The organism is Chryseobacterium viscerum (assembly GCF_025949665.1).
In the GTDB taxonomy this organism is placed as follows: domain Bacteria; phylum Bacteroidota; class Bacteroidia; order Flavobacteriales; family Weeksellaceae; genus Chryseobacterium; species Chryseobacterium viscerum_A.
This window is the reverse complement of sequence record NZ_JAPDFT010000001.1, coordinates 2,870,866-2,890,198: the sequence shown is the minus strand read 5'-3', so window position 1 is coordinate 2,890,198 and position 19,333 is coordinate 2,870,866. Positions and strand designations below refer to the sequence as shown.

The window sequence follows — 19,333 nt, the reverse complement described above, 5'->3', positions numbered from 1 at the left end:
TGAAATCTATTGTTTTGATGACGAAATATTTTCTGTAAATCAGGTTCAAAGATTATCCTTTTTTTATTCTCTCTTCTGTTCACATGAGTATAATAGAAATATGAGTGATAGCAAAATAAAATGTTTTTATCAAGATGTATATTTTTATGAACTAGTTTATATTAATGGCGATTTATTGATAATCATCATCCTGGGGCGAAATTGTACTCTCGTTTTGTAGATCTCCACCTTCAATATATTTTTTTAAATATGGATAACCAAAATAGTTGTGTTTTTTTAAAATATCTAGTACTTCGGGGTGATTCATTGTGTTTTTATTTTGAAGGTAGAATAGTGTAGTAGCTTGCGAGTTCCAAGAATCTGTACTTAAACCTTTATATTGATTGAATGCAGGGATTTCTATATTGGAAATATTTGCTACAATCTCAGCTTTCTCGTCTGGTGAAAATGGAGATTTTAAACTATCATTATAAAGTATATCAATTACATAATTTGATAATGCAGAGATATATTTATCATTATTTTTAGTTGTGTTTTTTTCTATATACTTAAGTAAATTTTTTCTAATACTTAGTTTTCCTTCACAATTTTTTACAAATAAAATATTTCCTATTTTTTGAGAGGATTCTGGCGTTTCTTTGGAATATTCTTGAAATAGATCATTTAGAATTATTTCATTTATTTTTTCTTCTTTATCAAAGCCAAAATTTACAAGTAATATCTTTAAAAAATCTTTGTCATTAACTAATAACCAAGCTAAGTCTCCTTTACTGTTGTTAAACAAATATTTGTTTCTAGCAATAATATTTTGATTTAAATTTACTTTCAAATTATTATTCTTTATTTCCACAATATCGTTTAAAAGAGGTAGATCAGTCAAAACTTTAAGATTTGGATAAACATATATATGATCATATGTGTAATCAAATTCTGTTTGTTTGATATTTTGTTCCTGTGATGGATTGACAAAATACGTAGTGAAATTTTGATGCTCCTTTACTGAGGTACATGAACAATCTTCCTGTGTTTCAAAAATATCTTTAATTTGCTTTGAAAAAGAGCTGTTTTCAGGTACTTGATAACCATTTTCTTTTAATCTTTGTAAGGTTAACTCTCCACCTAATTCTAAATCTTTATCTGTTAGCTTATACTGATTTAATGTATTTGTGTCATTTTCAGAAAGCTCAATTTTTTCTTGAAGCTTCATATGTTTTTTTATTAAATCTATATTATTATTATTTGTGCTTTCATCCATTTTCTCTTCCTGCTTACCTGAACATGAAAAGAATATAAGTGATAATAGAATTAAACAGTTTTTCATCATTTGTTTAAGTTATTTATTCAGATTTTATCCTGCTTTTATGAACATATCCTTTTTTACCTTCTTTAGAAATCACTAACCACCAATCTCCGTTTTGGTCCAAAACCTCAACCTGTTCACCTGTGTTTATCTTTTGTAGGATTTGAGAAGAAGAGTTTTTTTCCTTTCTTAGATTGGTAAAACCATCACTATCCTGAATGTAAAAGGCTGTTTTATTCTGGCTTTTCTCTACTCTACATTTTTTGGCTCTTACATTTTCTTCAGGAATGGATACTATCTTATCAGTCCATCCGGATTTCTGGATATCAATATTTTGGGGAACATCGCAAATATATTTTACTGCATCCTGAGAAATATCTGACATTGTTTTATAGATAATATTTTTAAGAAGCCATGTGTTATTATCCAAGATAATATTATATTCTTTTTCATAATATCCGCGGTCAGGGAAGGATGTTTTTATTGTGAATCCTTTATTTCCAGAGATTGGAATGATATCATTAATAATATTACCTCCATCCTCAGAAAAGTTTCTTGTTTCCAGTGCTAATGTATATTTACCTTGCTTAGCCCCAAAAAGATAAATAAATTTTCTCCTTGATAAGGTTTGTTACTTACAATTTTGTCAGAGATGCCATCTTTGTTGACATCAAAGGTTTTTATGAAATAATCTTCATTGTTAACATAGGTTTCAAATGAGCCCCTTTTAGTTTCATTTGAAGTATCCGTGGATAATAATTCTTTTGCCAAGTTTTGTTTTTCAACTGTTAAGTTGGCTAATAATGTATCATCTGGTTTTGGATGAGGAGAATCAAACAAAAATGTTAAAACTGATTTTGCATCATTCTTTGATAAAGAGTTGATTAGATCATATTTGTTATTTCTTTTAATGTATTCTATTGACTTTATTTTAAAATAATTAACAGCATCAGCTTCCCATTTTCCATTTTTTGAAATTTCTATTATTGAATTTTCATATTTTTTATATTGAGGTTTTTGAATTAAAGAAAACCAGTAATCAATATAAGAATTGGCATGGTTATAAAGAATTTCAGCTGAATCTTTTTCATCGTTCCAACCAAATGTATTTTTAAAGGTTTGAAAATCCTTTGGAAAATTTTCTAAGAACTCCTTTTCCTTTTTATTTGAAAATGACTGCTCAAGATTTGCAACATTAATGTTTTTATTTCCCTCTTGTGAAGGGCTTTTGCATGATATTAATATAGCTAGTATTAATAAGAGTAATTTATTCATATGCCTGAGTAATTACTTAAAATCTAATATCTGTAAATAAAGAAGAATTACTAACCTCCTTGGGGAGACAGTGAGGCTTCATCTTCTAACTGTCCATTTTCAACAACATTTTTTAAAGGGGTTAATCCATAATAATTATTTTGTTCAATAATCTTTAATATTTCTGGATGTGCACCTGTTATATTGTAGAACGAAGTTCCTGCCTTTTGCCAAGCACGACTACTGTTTAAAGGTTTATATTTATAAAATGCAGGACTTTCTATATTTGCTACATAAGCTATTATTTTTGCTTTTTCTTCAACACTGAATTTTTTAGACGGTGCTTCATTAAAAATACCATCTTTGTCATCTTTGAATAAATAATTTAGGTAATTGCTCAATGCATATATCAATCTGTCATCGTTCTCATTGGTGTTGTTAAAAACATAGCTTAATAAACCCTCCTGAATCTTTAATTTTCCTTGGCAATCTTTAGTGAAAAATATTTCACCTAGTTTTACTGCCTGCCAAAGTTGCCCTGATTCTGTATATGATTTGTATAAATCCTCTATAACCTGTTTATTTATTTTTTCTTCTTTATCATATCCAAAAGTAGTAACCAATTGTGTTAAGAAGTTTTTGTCATGTGCTAGTAACCAGGCTAAATCAGACTTACTATCATTAAATAGATATTTATTGCGAGCTGCTATTTTATTTATATTTTCGAAACGTTTTTGTGTTAAATTTTTATCTTCATTCCATTTTGTAATGCTTACCTCATTTTGGATTTTTTTAACATTGTCTTCAAAATTTTTAGATTCAGGAAATACTTTTGAATAATCTGTAATTTCAGGAATAGCAAATAATTCAGTGATAAATTTATTATTTTTAACTATATAATAAGATTTAGGAGTCATTTCATCATCTGAGTTTCTATTATAGGTAATTGACTTGTTACAAAGATTATTGCCATCTAAATAAACATATTTAGTAGCCATATCATAATCAATCTTTCGGTTGAAAATATCAAATACTTTTTTAATAAACTCTTCTGTAGATGGAGACTTATAGCCTTTTTTGGATAATTCAGATTCTAATATAGGTATAGAGCAATCAAGATCAGTTTCGTTATAATTATAATTAGGATAGTCTGTCTCACTTTTTTCTGCTGAGAAACCCGCCTGAAGTTGAGATTGAAGGCATTGGGGTGTTTCCATAGTTATATTTTTTGAATTATCAATTATTGTCTGTTCTTTCTTTTGACAAGAAAATAATTGGAATATTATTAATGTTATTATTACTTTTTTCATAATCTTTAGCTTCTAGTTGATGAAGATGAGTCTATATCTGCTTCAGATGTCATTATTTTTAGTTTGTACTCTTCTGCTTCAGGGGAATAATCAGGGGGAATAACGAACCAATCTATGTCATTTTTTGAATATTTTGAAATTTTAACTGTTCTAGCACCTTTTGTTCCACCTTGATTTCCACCAACACAATAATAGTGATTTCCATCTTTACTTATGCCAATTACAAAAGTAATATGGCCTGATCCTCCTACGGCACCTCCTTTTCCATTAGGACTTGCTGCTTCATTACTGTCCCAGTCAATAACTGCTGCAGAACCATAAATTGGCTTATCTTGTTTCCAAAACTGCCACATTGCAGCTCTGCAAGATAAAGGTGGAGGAGTGTAGCCTGCTTGTACCATACACCAACTTGTAAATGCACCACACCAATTTGTAGATTCATTAAGCCCCTTTCCATTAGTTGAGGCGTTAAAGTATTCATTAATTCTAGGGTTGTTTTTGTCTCCTAAGATTGCTTTTTGTCCAATTTCTCCTAAAGCATAAGGCATCCATGGAGCTTTCCCTTTTTTAGCTGGTATCGTTTTGCCTTGTTTTTTACCATATGTACAATTATTTACTTTGAAAACTTTAGAAGTTATTTCATCAAAAGCTTTCTGTTTAGGTACATGATTAATAGATTCTCCTTTTTTGTTGAATACATCATTTCCGACAAGAGCACTTATTAAATCTTCATTTGTACATCCATTTGCAATGTTAGGCATTCCCCCTCTGTGCAAATATCCCATTGATGTAAGAACAGCGAGTTCCAAACTTGTACCTACTTTTTCAAATTCTTTTAAAATATCTATTTTTAAATACTTAAGAGAATAAGTATTAATGTTAGTATAGTTTACCCTTCCAGTTAATTGAACCATACCACGACCTCTATAATTCCACCCATCATCTCCTCCAGTATTGCCTAATTCTTTCCTATTGCTATATGCAGTATTAGCAATCATTTTTTGATCTGCAGTTTGGAATTTTAATGATGGTTTACTATATTTTGTCTTTAATAATTCAATATTTTTTCCATCAATTCTACCATATTTAAAAGCTAAGTCATTAGGAATAATATGTCCATTTTTATCTTTTGCCTGAAAAGCTTTAAAAGGAACAGCAGGTAACGCTTCTACAGCATAATTAAAACCTTCTCCTGTTTTTAAAGATAACGCATCTCCTGATTCTATTTTTGCTTGTGCAAAAAAGTGAGCCTTATTCCAACAAGTATTCATTCCCAAATCCTTCATATATTTGGTATACGTGTCTGCAACAATTTTCCTGTTGGCTTCCGAGGCATTAGGGAAGATGGTCTTTAAATCATCTGCTGTTACGGGTTTATCACAATTCGGGCATTTTCCGGTTTCTGGTTTCGGATCTTGCGTCTTCTGCACCCCCGCCGCACTCTTCACCTTCTCCACCTGCATCAAACCTTCCGAATTTACCCCAAATTTCTGAGATTCCGCAGAGAGATCTTTGGAGATAATTTCTATAAAATAATTTTGTTTATCAGAATCCGGATCGCCGATAGGGGAGTCTACTCCTTTTCCAAAAATATCTTTGGTAATGATAAATCCTGAAGTATCACATACATCAGCAGGAATTTTGATATTTCCGCTTCTGTAGACTTCATCATTGGAAGTGGTATCATATTCCCAGATAACATATTGGATGTGTTTTCCCACCATATTTTTGGAGTGGATTCTTATTCTTACTTTATCTCCTACAGCTACTTTGGAGAGTTCATTTCCGGTATCATCAATGAAAACAGCTTCTATAATATTACCCTTAGGATCAGGTTGTTTGGGACCACCTCCTTGTTTTGTAGGAAATTTTGGGGTCTGTGTGCCGGGTTGAGGCTTAGGTTTGGGTTGGTTTTGAGGCTGTCCTTTATAATCAGGATTGGCCACATCTACATTCACCTGACTGGCTCCCTGGATTTTTCCGGAGTAAGTGGCTGTTACATAATATTCATGGTTGGCACCTTCATCTTTGTCACCTTTCATTACAAACTGGTTAGCAACCTGACGAAGGATTTTTTCATCAGACATCAGAGGTATCTGTACTTCTGCAATACCTTTTGCATTGACCAAAGCTTTGTAGCTGCGTGTATGACGATTGTTTTTATTGATAACAGCATCATGACCTTTTCCAGGAGCATCATCTTCCCAAAGATGAAATTCGATCTCTTTGTTAAACATGGCGATGCAGTGAGCCTGAGCAATCAGGGTATCACGATAACTGGCTTTATTGACGTTCGTTCCTCCTCTGTTGAAGAGTACTACTTTATCTATTTTTGAAACTTTATTACTGGTAGGTATTAATATAATACTGGCAACCAATTCTTTCGTTGTGGGAAGTCCTGGTAAAATTCCTTTTTTAGTCTCGTAGACTTTCATTTGAAATTCTATTCCCAGCGCTATTTCTCCAAATTTGTAGGTTACTTTTTCGCCCTTTTTAGGTTGGTTGGTGATGTCTTTCCAGATTCCGTTTTTTTGTTTCTTGTAAAGATACCATTCATATTCACCTTTCAGTCCAAATGATAGGATGGAAGGTTTTACTTCGTAGGTGTACGTTGTTCCTACCAGAGGATTCTGATTCCCGATAATATTTCCTGTCATGGTTTAGCTGTAATAGAGTTCATCTGTTCCTTTTGTATCTTCCTTGAATTCATCAAAATCCACAACGGGATTATAAACCTGCTGTTCCTGTGTGTTTGCTTTTGCAACATGGCTTTTTCCGGTCTCACTTTGCTGTCCGTGCTTGAGAATAGTTATCTTTCCTCCTGTACTGCACATAAGTTCTGAAATTTCTGTAAGGCAGCTTTTTTCCATGACTTTTACTTTTTCGTAAGTCTTCTGCCATTTTCCCGCAGGAGCGTAAGCACAGGGAAGGTATCCTCCGGAAGTGGGTTTAAGTTTACACTGTCCGAATGGTTGTGCCGCAGGATCAAGCTGAAGATCATCTTCTGTTACAGCCAGATAATCCGCCTGTCCTTCTCCGTCATTCCAGTAATGTTTCTGGTGGCTGGTTACTTTAAATTTTGGGAATTTAAATCCCTGATTGCATTGTACAGTTCCTTTCTGCACAACGAAATATTTTCCTTCATGAGGGCTGGAACCACTGTCTTCTTTTTTATCTTTCTTTTCTTCTTTATTAGTTTTTTGTTCTGCTTTTCCGGATGACTCTTCTTCATTTTGTGAAGGTTCTTCCGTAGAATTTTCTTCATCAGAAATGCTGTCTTCTGTAGACTCTTCCTGAGAAGATGCAGATATATTCTGAGGTTCTGTTTCCTCAGCCATAAGCTGTGGGTCTTCCGGGATAAGAATCGCTTTTCCAGGAACAGGTTCCTGCATGACATCTTCCGGCGGACAGTGGAGGTTATGATAGGTCTTTAAAACACCTTCATTTTTCAGTTTAAACTGCCGGGCCAGAGAACTGAAGGTATCGCCTTTTTGTGTGACATAATTTTTCATATTATCCTTGTGTTATGGTGATGTGGTGTTGATGGATAAATACTTCTTCATGGCTGAGTAAAACCGAAGCTTTGGCCTGAAGAAGATTCTTATTTTTGGTGTGAGTGGTGTATTCTAATACGATGTTTCCCTGTGCTGGTTCAGGCGCAGACTCTTTAAGTTTAATACCGCTCGAGATCTCCTGTGAAGTACATAGTTCTGTGATTTTAGCGTTTAAAATAGTCAAAACAGAGTCATCATCATCATTTGACTGTTCAATATTGAGTTCACACTGTACCGGAAATGAATTCTGCAGAAAATAAAAAGGCTCTGTCCAATTCTTTTTCCTTTGGAACCAATCTATTTTGGGAAACAGAGTCTGAAACAGGAGTGTACTCTTAAGCTGCTGTAAAAAAAACGATTCATCCTGGATACTCCTTTCAAATACATCCATAAAATTTTGAGAAACTTCACCTATGTAAAAATCCTCAAGTTCTTTGCGTTGTTTGGAAAAAGTATCCGTAATTTTCTTATGATCTGCAAATCCGGTGATTTTACCCTGTTCATCAATCACAAACTCAAAAGGCATAATACTTTTCATACAGGCAATGGACAAACTGCTTACTTTATCATCAGGTGTATTTCCATTAGATTTAAAATCATTCTGACTGTAGCTCAGAATGTGCCGGGCTGTGTTTCTTTCTTTGTGAAGATTAAGCTCAATGATATAATCGATACTAACCGGAGATTCAAACGGAGTTTCAAAAGTTTCATTAACAGCATATGTTTTAGCAAGAAATGAATCTGAAAACTGAGCAGGAAGACTGTTTTTTCTTTCCTGTTCTTTTTCTGTCTCCGTTTTAAAATGGATAGGAACAAAGATACTTTCAACATCGTTAAGGTTTTCAAGCCAAACTTTATCCATGCTTTTACAACAGGAATTGTGAAACAGTTTTAATTCCTCACCAGTCATACCCAACCGGGAAGCGATAGAGGTCAGCGTGTCTCCATTTCGTACCTGATATTGTAAGAAATCAATTTCCATCCAATGTGAATTATCGCATAAAGCTATTAAAAAACTATATTTGAAATTAATTTTTGGGGTTAAATTTTAAAAATTGTAGTAGAATTACGACATGCATTTAAAGCAATCCGCAAAACCACCCCGTCAAAAATTCTTTGAATTTTCGCCACCCTCCAGAGGAAGGGAATGTTACGTCTTCAGTTGAGGTTTTTGTCAGAATTGTGACTTTCCAATACTTCAATAATGCAATACGGGCTGGATTCCTACGGAATGACAAACTGTGTGGATAGACGGTCCTTGCAATTGTGTCATTCCGTAGGAATCTGAATAGCCTTTATCGTTGCCTAAGACTTTACAGAATGACAAGCTGTGTGGGTAAGATTGATCATTCCAATTGTGTATTGTAGTAATTTGAGCTGCTATAAGGGTTTCAAAGCTTGTGTACTTTTAAAACAGTTATTTGTAACTTATAACAGGCAAATAAAAACTTTTGTGAATTTGTGGTTTCATAATATTATAGTACAACCAAAAGTTATTATTAATTTTAAAGCTATAAAAAAACAATAAACATGAAAAATAGATTCTTACACGGAGTTTTCATTGTATTGATCAGTTTGGGTTCTGCATATGCTCAGAAGTCCAATGCTCAGTCATCTGTTTTTTTCACCACAAAGGCAAAGGATACTGTAAGAATCAACGAAACATTCAACGAACAGGATACAACAAACAGTAAGAGCTTAAAAAACAGGCTGAAACCTATTCAGGCCAATTTTAAAAGGATCAATTCCATGACAAAATGGACCTCTGTTCAAAAGAAAAATATTGAAGGAGAATCGACAGAAGGAGGGGAGGCTGCATTTTATTATACAGATAAAGGACTGGAAAAAGTTATTGCCAGAAATTATGGTGAAATGGGGCAGGAACTGATAGAATATTATCTTCTGAACGGACAGCTATCGTTTGTTTTCGAGAAAGATTACAGGTATAACCGACCGCTTTTCTATGATGCTAAAGTAATGACAGAAAATAATGATACGGAAGCATTTGATTTGAGAAAATCAAAAATTACAATGACCCGAAATTATTTTGAAAACGGAAATATTATTTTAATCAATGCTACTACGGGACGCGGATATAATTTCAGTGCGGATTATCCCGATGAGCAGGAGAAAAAGATCAGAGAAGACTTTAAAAGACTTCTGGAATTAGCCGATTAAATGATTGTTATGGCTTATCTGCTTTGATAATATTCAACCTTTCTTCCACCTCATTGATTCTCTGGAGCCAATAGTTGATTCCTTCCTGATTGGTCACTGTTTCTTTGAAGGCATTACGGCTTACGGCCCATAGATGTGAGCTGTTCTTTTGATAATCCAGTTCCCGTTCCTTTTTATTTTCAGGCTCTATCCGGTATCTCCAGAATACGAGAGATTTCATATACTCTGAACGAACTTTTTCCAGATAATCAATAATAGCCTTTCGGTCCTGCGGAATATATCCCGGGCCGGAACATCCACACGAATGAAAAGTAATTCCAACAGTATACAAATCACGAATGTGAGCCCATTGTTTATCATCATTTTTTGCCGGTGATTTGAAATCGAGTCCCATATTGGCCATCAGATTTCCACATTCCGGGCATTTGGCTTCCATAGAAACCTGAGTATCCCGGTCCACATCTTTTAGGTGGCGGCGTTTGAAAGTTTTCTGGCAGTTGAAACAGGCATAATGTCCTTTGTAAACCATCATGGAGTATCGGCACATACTATGATCTTATTCTTTGGTTATAAGTTATTTTTTATTTGTTTTTATCCTCTTCATTAAAACTGATTCCCATCAGGCTGCTGGCACTTCGCGGATCATATACCGACCATACATTTCCCCAGGGAAACTTGAAGGTGCAGCTTGGGTAGGGTTTTTTCTTTTTTTGGGTTGGAGGGATTTCCAGGATCTGGGTGAGAAAGGTGTTGTTTCTGTGAAAAACTTTCATTTCTTTTTCCTCTGTCCATTCATTCCAGTCTTTTGCATCACCATTTTCCCACGTGTTCATATGGATGATGTCCAGTTGATCTCCGAAAAAACACAAACCGAAAGATACCTGATATCCTTTTATTTCTATATGTTGAAAATAATACCAAAAATACCCTGTTTTTACATCCCGGCAATTATGATACTTTTCTTTATAAAAATCAGTCTGCTTCAGCTGATCAAGACTCATTTCCCGATAAAGCTGTGTATTGAAGGTTTTCAGCTCTATAACTCCATTTTCACTGTTAATCAGCATGTCCCAAAAAATTGAAGCTATAAATATACCCGTTTTTTCTTTACAGACAACGAATAATATTTACAGCTTCTGGTAGAAATAGAAATATCGGTGTGTTATTTGGGCTATGGGTTTGAAATTATTAATGTAGATGGGATATCAGAAAGCCAGAGACTTTTTGTATCAATCAGGTTTTTCCAGCTTTTACTGCTGATCAGCATCAGATCCTGAGAATTCAGAAACTCTTTCTCAATCTTTTTCTCATTGTACAGAGTGATATGATTAGGAGCAACCTGCTCAATACTTCTGATCAGTTCTTTCACCTCAATATTGTTTCGGATCTGTCCTGCAGCATCCAGAATGATAATTTGAGAATTATTATTGTTGATAAGCCTTTTAGCATATTCAAGAAGGTAAAAATCACTCAGATTAAAGATCGGAACAAATACTTTATCTGCTGCTTTAAAATCTTTTTCCACCAAAATTCCCACAGGAATATTGGTTTTGTCCAGAATCTGAAGCGTAAAATCGTCAAAAGGAGAATTGTTGAAAATGTTTCCTTTACCTTTTACCGTATTCAGAAGTTTTTCTGGATTGATGATCTTCGTTGTAAAACCTAGCAAACGACCCAATAAACTTCCTTCATACATGGATTTTCCAAGCATGATGAGCAAAAGATCATAATGCCCTTTATTGGTAATATTAGTGAGATCACTTTCAATATCAGTAGAGGCTTTGAAGAGGGTAGTAACCTCCAGATTAAGATCATGAGAGGTTTCAATCACATTCTGAAATTGTGAATCCTCGTACTCGTTGATATCATAGGCATGCATTTCATCTACCGGAGCAATATTCATGGCGGTGATGCTTTTGTTGCCATTCATTTTATGAGTGAAATTGTGAGCCAGTTTTAAGAGAGTACTTCCTGATTCCGGTTTATCAAAAGAGAGAAGAACACGGTACTTGGAATCATTTTCATGAATGGGTTCGTCCTGATTTTTTTTAGATTTAAAAATAAAATTAATAAAGTCTAAGGCAGGCCCTGTCATAAAAGTGGTGAAAAGCGCCATGATCACAAGCATTGCGAAAATTTCAGGGCTTAAAACTCCTAGGTCATATCCAATATTCAGTACGATAAGTTCCATAAGTCCTCTTGTATTCATCAGAGCTCCGATCGTTAAGCTTTCCTTCCAGTTAATCCCTACAAATCTAGCGGTGAGAGCACTTCCAGCAAACTTTCCGAGAACAGCGGTCAGAATAATGAATCCTGCCGTCATCCATAGATGGCTGTCATTCAGAAGTCCGATTTGGGTCCGAAGTCCTGTAAATACAAAGAACAACGGTAGCAGAAGCACCAAGGCCACATCCTCTACTTTATCAATAAAAAGCGTACGGAATTTCGTATTCTCCGGCATAATAGCTCCCGCCATAAAAGCACCGAATAACGCATGAATACCAATTACTTCAGTAGCATATGCAGACAAAATCAGTGTCAGAAAGAAAATAGCCACCATAGGCTTGCTGATTGTATTTTTTCCTGCCTGAAGGTCTCCAATTCTTTTCAGAAAAGGTCTGACAATTTTAATCATTAAAAATACATAGGCAATTGCCATAATGATTACATAGATAGAACTGGCGAAAGAACCTGCTTTTACAATGGCAATTACTGCAGCAAGAATACACCATGCAGTAATGTCATCTGCAGCCGCACAGGTAATAACAATAGTTCCAAGTTTGGTTTTCTGTAGGTTTCTCTCCTGCACAATTCTTGCCAGTACAGGAAACGCTGTAATACTCATAGAAATAGCGATGAATAAGGCAAAAGAAGTAAACTGGATACCCTCCGGTGCAAATTCCTGATAAACAAAATAAGAAAGTCCTATTCCCAAAGCAAAAGGAATAATAATACTCGCATGGCTGATGACTACAGCATCATGAGCTTTTTTTCTTAATACACTCAGATCCAGCTCCATTCCTACAATATACATGAAAAGGATAAGACCTATCTGACTCAGAAACTGAAGATTACCTAATGATTCTTTTGGGAAAAGAAATGCTGAAAACTCAGGGAAATACATTCCCACGAGTGATGGCCCCAGCACAATACCTGCAATCATTTCTCCGATTACAGTGGGCTGTTTTATTTTCATACAAATCCACCCGAAAAGCCTTGCTGTCATAATAATGGTGACGATTTGCGCCAATAATAATGCAAGCGGATGGTGAAGGTTGGTTTTAAATGATTCCAGGAAATTCTCCCAGGTAGAGCCGCTGCTGGTTTTAGCAACGATATTTTCTTTTACTTCCAATGTCTGTCCTTCGATAATGAAATAATACATCAGACACGAAAAGACTGCGATGGTAGTAATGTAGAAAATTAAATTTTTGTATTTCCCCAAATTCATGATTCCAATATTTTATGCAAAGTTGATAAGAATATAGTTATGTTAAATATTCTTTTTTTTAAAATGTAATGAATGTTCCAAAAAATGTAATAAAATCTATTTGAATGAATAGCCGAGTCCGAAGCCTATTCTCCAGTTCCCATTCTGATCTGCTGTTTTAGTGTTGTAATAGGCCGGGATTTGGAAAGCTATTTTTTTGTATACGACTGCAAAACCTGCGCCCAAAGTAGGCATAATAGGACTGTTTTTGGTTCCGGAAGAATGGTCTTCTTTAATTCTCAGGGAAGGAAGCATTCCCAATATAAATTTTACATTTTTGTGAGTAAGGTTTATGTTAGGCCCTGTAAAGTTGAGGAAAGCACCATGATCTACATATCCGGCTACTGCTATTCCGTCAAAAAATGAGACCTTCAATTTTGAAGAGGTTTCCTGAGAAAAGCACAAACCGGATATGAGAAGTCCTGCAGCATAGAAACAATTTTTCATTATAAAATCAATTAATTCTATGCAAAATTAAAGGGATTACCTATTGAAACAGGGGAGTTGTAATGAAGAGCTTATATTCTGTAACGAAACCCTGAAGATTTGAAAAAGGTCTATTTCCCGAAAAGCTCCATCAACGAATTTTTATAAGCGTCTCCAATCTGAAGTTTCAGAAAAGTGTGGTCTTCAGTGGTGATTGTCGTGATAATTTCGTTGGTTGAAAATACTTTAATGGAAGAAAGTGCAATGATCTCTTTTTTGTTGACCTGAGCAAAATCTTTGGCCGGAAGCATTTCCAGAAGGTTTTTAAAATTCAGGTTTTTTAATACGATGGTAGTTCCGTCGCTGAGGATAATATCTTTATCCCTGCTGTCAATTTCAGAAGTTTTGATATAAGAGATCTGTTCAGTGAATATGACGGTTTTTCCGATATTGGTATTCCATTCAATGAAGTCTTTCTTAGGAGGGTTTTCCACCAGTTCTTTGGCTTTTTCAAAGGCCTGGATCAGTCTTTCTTTTTTAATAGGTTTTCTTACATAATCTACCACATTCAGATCGAAAGCTTCGGCTGCATATTCTTTATAAGCGGTGGTAAAGATTATTTTTTTTGAGCCTGAAATAATTTCAGCCACCTGAAGACCTGTCATTCCGGGCATTTCAATATCCAGAATACACAGATTACAGTCGATGCTGTCTATTTCATTCAGGAAAATTTTGGGATCATTGAATGCTTTTACCACCTCTACATTGTCGATCTGTTCACATAGAAGTTTTAAGTAGCTGATGGCCAGTAATTCATCATCCAGAATAACGCATTTTATCATAGAATTCTCCTAAATTGATTTTTAATTCTGCAGTGAAGACTCCGTTTTTTGAACTTCTTTCCAGCTGGTAGTAAGTGCTGTAAATCATCTTAAGCCTTTGATCAAAAGACTGGCTTCCAAAACCGCTTTTTTCCTTTTCCAAAATATTCTTTAACGAAGCTTTATTGCTTACTTTCATCGTGAAAATTCCGTTTTCAAGCTCCATATAAATGGAAATAAAAGAGTCCTGGGCCAGGAAATCTGTATGTTTGAAGGCATTTTCAATAAGATCCACAGAAATTAGCGGAGCAAATACCTTTTCTTCATATAGAGAATCAGACTTGTTGATCCTTGATTTGATTCTGAAATCGAAAAGAGGATTGATCTTAATTTTATTAATTTCAATAAGACTTAAAGCAAAATTGAGCTCCTCTTTCGGGCTGACATACTTATTGTTGCTTTCGTATAAAATATAGTCCAGCACATTGGCCAGTTTATCCAGCGACATATACGTTTGATAAGCATGAGACTGAACCGAATTGAGAATGTTTTTAAACAAGTGAGGGTTCAGCTTTGTCCCAATATGCTCCAGCCGGACTTCATTCAGACGCTGTTCAATAAGTTTGTTGGTTTCCGATAATTTGGTATTTCTCTGTTTCAGCTTCTGATTCTGGCTGAAAAGATAAATACTGGTGGTGAGAAACAGGAAAATGGCAAAAACTCCGATGAATATCAGATAATCATGAATCATGTAATAATTGCCGTCCATACTATGGTATTAAAACTATTTAAGTTTTTTAAGACCGTTTACCATCACTGTTTCTTCACATTTTTCATAAGTGATTTCGTAAGACGGATTTTTTTCAGGATAGGTTAAAAGATAGCTTGGACAAGGTTTCTGTTGTGCATGGCTGCGGTCAAAATCTACTTTCCCTTTGGTAATGATACTGTCTTTTATAAACTTCTCATCAATCTTGTAGGCTGCCATTGCATTTTTAGCTTCTTCAGAATATTTGAATTCTTTGGAAAGGCTTTCAGCAATGACACGGCTGTTAGGTAAATAGCCGCTGCAGCTTGCCCCTTTTTTGTTTAAAATAAAAAATACAAGTAAAAGCCCCGGAATGAAGCCTATTGCATAAAATTTCAGTTTTTTCATTAGAAAATTAAAAGATTGATATCGTGGTACGTAAGTCCGAAACGGTCGCAGATGATTTTCTTGGTATGTCTTCCTTTGTACATATATAAGCTCTGCTTCATTTCGTTTTTGCGGATCAGCATGTTTTCAAAGCCGCCCTCTTCGTCATAATTTAAAATATAGGAAAGGAAGAAATTCGAGATTGCCTTCGTAGTGGTTCTCGGCATTCTTGAGGTAAGGTTCGGAAGTCCGCAGTGGATAACACCGTGTTTGATGACATAAGGATCTTCCATGGTAGTAAGCTCTGAAGTTTCAATAACTTTACCGTTATCTATGGTAATATCAATAATGACACTTCCTTTTTTCATTTTCATCACCATATCTTCAGTGACGATAGGCGTCATATTCAATCTTGGAAGAGCTCCTATCACTACATCAGCACGTCTTAAGCTTTTGCTGAGTTCTTTAGGATCAATAATGGAAGTCGGTACACGGCTGTCAACAATCGTATGAAGTCTTCTCAGCTTTGATAGAGAGTTATCGAAAACCTTTACGCTGGCTCCTAAGCCAATGGCAGCTTTCGTAGCAAATTCACCTACAATTCCGGCTCCAAGAATCACTACTTCTGCAGGTCTCACTCCTGTGATCCCTCCAAGCATTAATCCGTTTGATAAAGCCAATAACTCTGAAGCATATAAAATAGAAACAGTTCCTGCAATTTCCCCAATTAATCTTACCAGTGCCAGCTGTTTGTATTCATCAACGATAAATTCAAAAGCAATGGCATTTATTTTTTTCTCTGCAAGCTTTAAGAAATATTCCTTGTCTCTGAGGTTGATCTGAAGTGCCGAAACCAGATAAGTATTAGGTTTCATATACTCAATTTCGTCTTCAGTAGGAGGGTTGATTTTCAGAATAAGATCCTGCCCGAAAGCTTCTTTAGGATCATTAGTGATCTTCGCTCCTGATTCGGAATATTGTAAATCTGTAAAAAACGAACCTTCCCCGGACCCGGATTCTATAATGATCTCATGGCCGTGTTCTACCAACACCTGTACGGCGTCAGGAGTAATGCAGGTTCTCCTTTCGTTGAGACAGGTCTCTTTAGGAATTCCAATACTAAACTGTTTCCCCTTTTTAATAACCTCCAATTTTTCCTCTTTCGGCATTAATTCTTCTTCTGTGAAAGGAGTAAAAATATTTGTACTCATCCTTAAATTAAATTATGTCTTACAGATTGTTATTTACACTCAATTAATGAGCAAAGATACATAATATTTAATCGAATGAAACTTCTCTGTTTTCACCCGTGTTCACAATACTCATTGTGTGATAGTTGAGACCGTAAAGCTCCTCTTCATACACTTCCGGCCACTCGATAATGCATAGAAAAGAGTTGTCCAGATACTCTTCAATCCCGATATCATAGACTTCTTCAATGTTTTTTAAGCGGTAAAGATCAAAATGATATACTTTTCCTTTTTCAGTATTGTATTCATTCACAATGGAGTAAGTGGGAGAGTTCACTTCATCTTTGCTGCCCATATTTTTAAGCAGAAATTGTGTAAAAGTAGTTTTCCCGGCACCCAGATTTCCCTTTAATAAAAGAATATTATGTTGTAATTGAGGAATGATGCTATCAACAACTTCCTGCCAGTCTTCTATTTTATCTATAGTGAATTGCATATATTACCAAATTTATTTTGCAAAAATAATGATAAAACTTACTAAATATAATGCACTTGTATTATATAATTGTAAGGTTTTTTTTTATGTGTATTTTTGTACTATGATTTCCAAACAGACCATTGATAAAATATTCTCCACGATCCGCGTTGAAGAGATTGTGGGTGAATACGTGCAGTTGAAAAGAGCAGGGTCTAACTTTAAAGGGCTCAGTCCGTTTCATGAAGAAAAATCTCCAAGTTTTGTGGTTTCACCAAGCAAACAGATCTGGAAGGATTTCTCAACCGGAAAGGGAGGAACCGCAATTTCTTTCCTGATGGAAATTGAGAACTTTACTTATCCTGAAGCCCTTCGCCATGCGGCAAAAAAGTATGGAATTGAAATTGAAGAGGATCTGCGTGAAATTTCTGAAGAAGCAAAGAATGCACAGACCGAAAAAGATCTTTTATATAAAATTCATGAGATTGCCAATACTTATTTCCAGGAAATTCTTTGGGATGATCAGGAAGGGAGAAGTATAGGTCTTTCTTATTTTAAAGAAAGAGAGCTTAAGGACGATATTATCAGAAAGTTCCAGCTGGGATATTCTCCTGAAAAGAAGAATGCCTTTACTGCTTATGCGCTGGAAAAAGGATATAACAAAGATATTCTTGAGAAGTCCGGACTTTCTATTTTCCCTGAAAATACACCTGCAGGAGTAGACCGCTTCAGGGAACGTGTGATTTTCCCTATTCACAGTTTTTCCGGAAGGGTTTTGGGTTTTGGGGCAAGGATTCTTAAAAATAATGTTAAGACTGCAAAATACCTCAATTCGCCGGAAACGGAGATTTATCATAAATCCAATGTTCTTTATGGATTAAACCAAAGTAAGCAGGCGATTTCAAGAAAGAACGGCTGTCTTTTGGTGGAAGGATATATGGATGTGATTTCACTTCATATGTCTGGAATTGAAAATGTGGTGGCCAGTTCCGGAACGTCTTTGACAACGGAGCAGATTAAGCTGATTAAGAGACTTACAGAAAACGTAACCATTCTTTTTGACGGTGATAATGCCGGTATCAAAGCCAGTTTCCGAAGTATTGATATGCTGCTGACTGAAGGAATGAATATCCGTGTATTGCTTTTCCCTGATGGAGATGACCCGGATTCATTTGCCAGAAAGCATCCGCAGGAATACGTAGAAAAGTATATAGAAAATGAAGCGATGGATTTTATCGACTTCAAAGCGGAAATTCTGTTGAGGGATGTTGGCAATGACCCTATTAAAAAAGCAGAAGCGATAAGGGATATCGTAAAATCTGTTTCCTTTGTACAGAATGCACTGAAAAGAGAAGTTTACCTTAAGGAGGTTTCCAATAAATTCGGACTTTCTGAGCAAAGTCTTTTCAATGAGCTTGATGTTCAGAAGCAGATTACACAGAATCAGACCCATCATGTTCAGCAACAGCAGAAGGAAAAAGCAGCAGCTCCGAAGATGGAAATTGTTCCTCTGGAAAAAGAAAAAGAGGATCCTTTCCTGTTTGATGTGCTGTTTATGGAGAATAAACTTGTTGAACACATGCTGGCATTTGGGGATATTATTCTGAAACGTAGAAATGAACAAGGTGAGGAATATCAGATTACAGTCATTGAGGAAATTCTTCATCATTTTGAAGAAGAGCAGTATGCATTTTTAGTCAAAGGCAATGAAATCATTATCACTCAGGTGAGGGAAGGAATTCAGAAAGATGAGCTCAGAAGTGGAAACTTTTTTGTATCTTTTATGGATGAAGAGATTACCACCAAGGTTGTGGATGCTTTGATTCCTTTGGATGATCTTGAAAACTGGGCTTCCAGAAATATTTATCCTCCCAATTACGGGGATAAAGTGGCAGATCAGATCCAGGGAGATGTTTTATTGCATAAATACAGATATATTGATTACTTAATCACAGAAACAGATAAAGAGCTAGACGTGTACAGGGATAGTGATGAAGTAAAGTACTATGAGCTTATCAAGAAAATTACCTTATTGAAACAGGCTTCGATGCGATTGAGTAATATCATCGAATATTCGCCTATCAAAGGGATCTATGGAGATAGGAGAAGATAGTTTTTAAGTCAGTTTTTTTGATATTCTGTGACAAAAAGTCCTATAAAATTTTAGGAATAAATATTGTAATTTAAACTTCGAGAATAA

Annotated in this window: 18 protein-coding genes; 2 read left to right on the top strand and 16 right to left on the bottom strand. The window is 35.2% G+C overall.

Features of this window, described 5'->3' with window-relative positions; translation table 11 throughout:
* Window positions 1–172: 172 nt before the first annotated feature.
* The 7 genes from OL225_RS12995 to OL225_RS12965 all read right to left on the bottom strand — a co-directional run bounded on the left by OL225_RS12995 (window position 173) and on the right by OL225_RS12965 (window position 8,400).
* Window positions 173–1,324 carry a hypothetical protein gene (locus OL225_RS12995; protein ID WP_264518542.1) on the bottom strand — a complete coding sequence of 384 codons (1,152 nt, stop codon included), beginning with the start codon at window positions 1,322–1,324 and terminating at the stop codon, window positions 173–175.
* 13 nt (window positions 1,325–1,337) lie between these two features.
* A complete protein-coding gene (locus OL225_RS12990; RefSeq protein WP_264518541.1) occupies window positions 1,338–1,685 on the bottom strand; it encodes an SH3 domain-containing protein in 348 nt (115 codons plus the stop codon).
* Between the two features lie 182 nt (window positions 1,686–1,867).
* Window positions 1,868–2,575: a hypothetical protein gene (locus OL225_RS12985; protein ID WP_264518540.1), complete on the bottom strand. Its 708-nt coding sequence runs from the start codon at window positions 2,573–2,575 to the stop codon at window positions 1,868–1,870.
* A gap of 50 nt (window positions 2,576–2,625) precedes the next feature.
* Window positions 2,626–3,864, bottom strand: coding sequence for a hypothetical protein (locus OL225_RS12980; RefSeq protein WP_264518539.1), 1,239 nt, complete (start codon window positions 3,862–3,864; stop codon window positions 2,626–2,628).
* Between the two features lie 5 nt (window positions 3,865–3,869).
* On the bottom strand, window positions 3,870–6,521 hold the full coding sequence (locus tag OL225_RS12975; RefSeq protein ID WP_264518538.1) for a hypothetical protein: 2,652 nt from the start codon (window positions 6,519–6,521) through the stop codon (window positions 3,870–3,872).
* Window positions 6,522–6,524: 3 nt separating this feature from the next.
* Window positions 6,525–7,376: a DUF4280 domain-containing protein gene (locus tag OL225_RS12970; RefSeq protein ID WP_264518537.1), complete on the bottom strand. Its 852-nt coding sequence runs from the start codon at window positions 7,374–7,376 to the stop codon at window positions 6,525–6,527.
* Between the two features lies 1 nt (window position 7,377).
* Entirely contained in the window at window positions 7,378–8,400 is a 1,023-nt protein-coding gene (locus OL225_RS12965; protein ID WP_264518536.1) for a LysM peptidoglycan-binding domain-containing protein, read from the bottom strand.
* 548 nt (window positions 8,401–8,948) lie between these two features.
* Here OL225_RS12965 and OL225_RS12960 point away from each other — a divergent pair.
* Window positions 8,949–9,596 carry a hypothetical protein gene (locus OL225_RS12960; RefSeq protein WP_264518535.1) on the top strand — a complete coding sequence of 216 codons (648 nt, stop codon included), beginning with the start codon at window positions 8,949–8,951 and terminating at the stop codon, window positions 9,594–9,596.
* A 7-nt stretch (window positions 9,597–9,603) separates the two neighbouring features.
* Here the strand turns inward: OL225_RS12960 and OL225_RS12955 are convergent, their stop codons facing one another.
* From OL225_RS12955 to tsaE, 9 genes are all read right to left on the bottom strand, one after another.
* Window positions 9,604–10,128, bottom strand: coding sequence for a hypothetical protein (locus OL225_RS12955; protein ID WP_319800582.1), 525 nt, complete (start codon window positions 10,126–10,128; stop codon window positions 9,604–9,606).
* A gap of 49 nt (window positions 10,129–10,177) precedes the next feature.
* On the bottom strand, window positions 10,178–10,663 hold the full coding sequence (locus OL225_RS12950) for a hypothetical protein (RefSeq protein WP_264518533.1): 486 nt from the start codon (window positions 10,661–10,663) through the stop codon (window positions 10,178–10,180).
* Window positions 10,664–10,767: 104 nt separating this feature from the next.
* Window positions 10,768–13,047: a cation:proton antiporter gene (locus OL225_RS12945; protein WP_047377079.1), complete on the bottom strand. Its 2,280-nt coding sequence runs from the start codon at window positions 13,045–13,047 to the stop codon at window positions 10,768–10,770.
* A gap of 96 nt (window positions 13,048–13,143) precedes the next feature.
* Window positions 13,144–13,533, bottom strand: a complete 390-nt coding sequence (locus OL225_RS12940) for a hypothetical protein (RefSeq protein ID WP_047377078.1) — start codon at window positions 13,531–13,533, stop codon at window positions 13,144–13,146.
* A gap of 110 nt (window positions 13,534–13,643) precedes the next feature.
* Window positions 13,644–14,354, bottom strand: a complete 711-nt coding sequence (locus tag OL225_RS12935) for a LytR/AlgR family response regulator transcription factor (RefSeq protein ID WP_047377077.1) — start codon at window positions 14,352–14,354, stop codon at window positions 13,644–13,646.
* The gene (locus tag OL225_RS12930; protein WP_081995478.1) at window positions 14,329–15,102 is read right to left on the bottom strand and encodes a histidine kinase; all 774 of its coding nucleotides are present in this window, start codon (window positions 15,100–15,102) and stop codon (window positions 14,329–14,331) included. Before OL225_RS12930 ends, OL225_RS12935 begins: the two co-directional genes overlap by 26 nt.
* 15 nt (window positions 15,103–15,117) lie before the next feature.
* Window positions 15,118–15,489, bottom strand: coding sequence for a hypothetical protein (locus tag OL225_RS12925; protein ID WP_264518532.1), 372 nt, complete (start codon window positions 15,487–15,489; stop codon window positions 15,118–15,120).
* On the bottom strand, window positions 15,489–16,679 hold the full coding sequence (locus OL225_RS12920) for an alanine dehydrogenase (RefSeq protein WP_047377074.1): 1,191 nt from the start codon (window positions 16,677–16,679) through the stop codon (window positions 15,489–15,491). The genes OL225_RS12925 and OL225_RS12920 overlap by 1 nt, the downstream gene beginning before the upstream one ends.
* Window positions 16,680–16,746: 67 nt before the next feature.
* The gene (tsaE, locus tag OL225_RS12915) at window positions 16,747–17,154 is read right to left on the bottom strand and encodes a tRNA (adenosine(37)-N6)-threonylcarbamoyltransferase complex ATPase subunit type 1 TsaE (RefSeq protein ID WP_264518531.1); all 408 of its coding nucleotides are present in this window, start codon (window positions 17,152–17,154) and stop codon (window positions 16,747–16,749) included.
* 103 nt (window positions 17,155–17,257) lie between these two features.
* Here tsaE and dnaG point away from each other — a divergent pair, with 103 nt between their 5' ends.
* Complete coding sequence (gene dnaG, locus OL225_RS12910; protein WP_264518530.1) at window positions 17,258–19,246, top strand: DNA primase; 1,989 nt, start codon at window positions 17,258–17,260, stop codon at window positions 19,244–19,246.
* The last annotated feature ends 87 nt before the right edge of the window (window positions 19,247–19,333 follow it).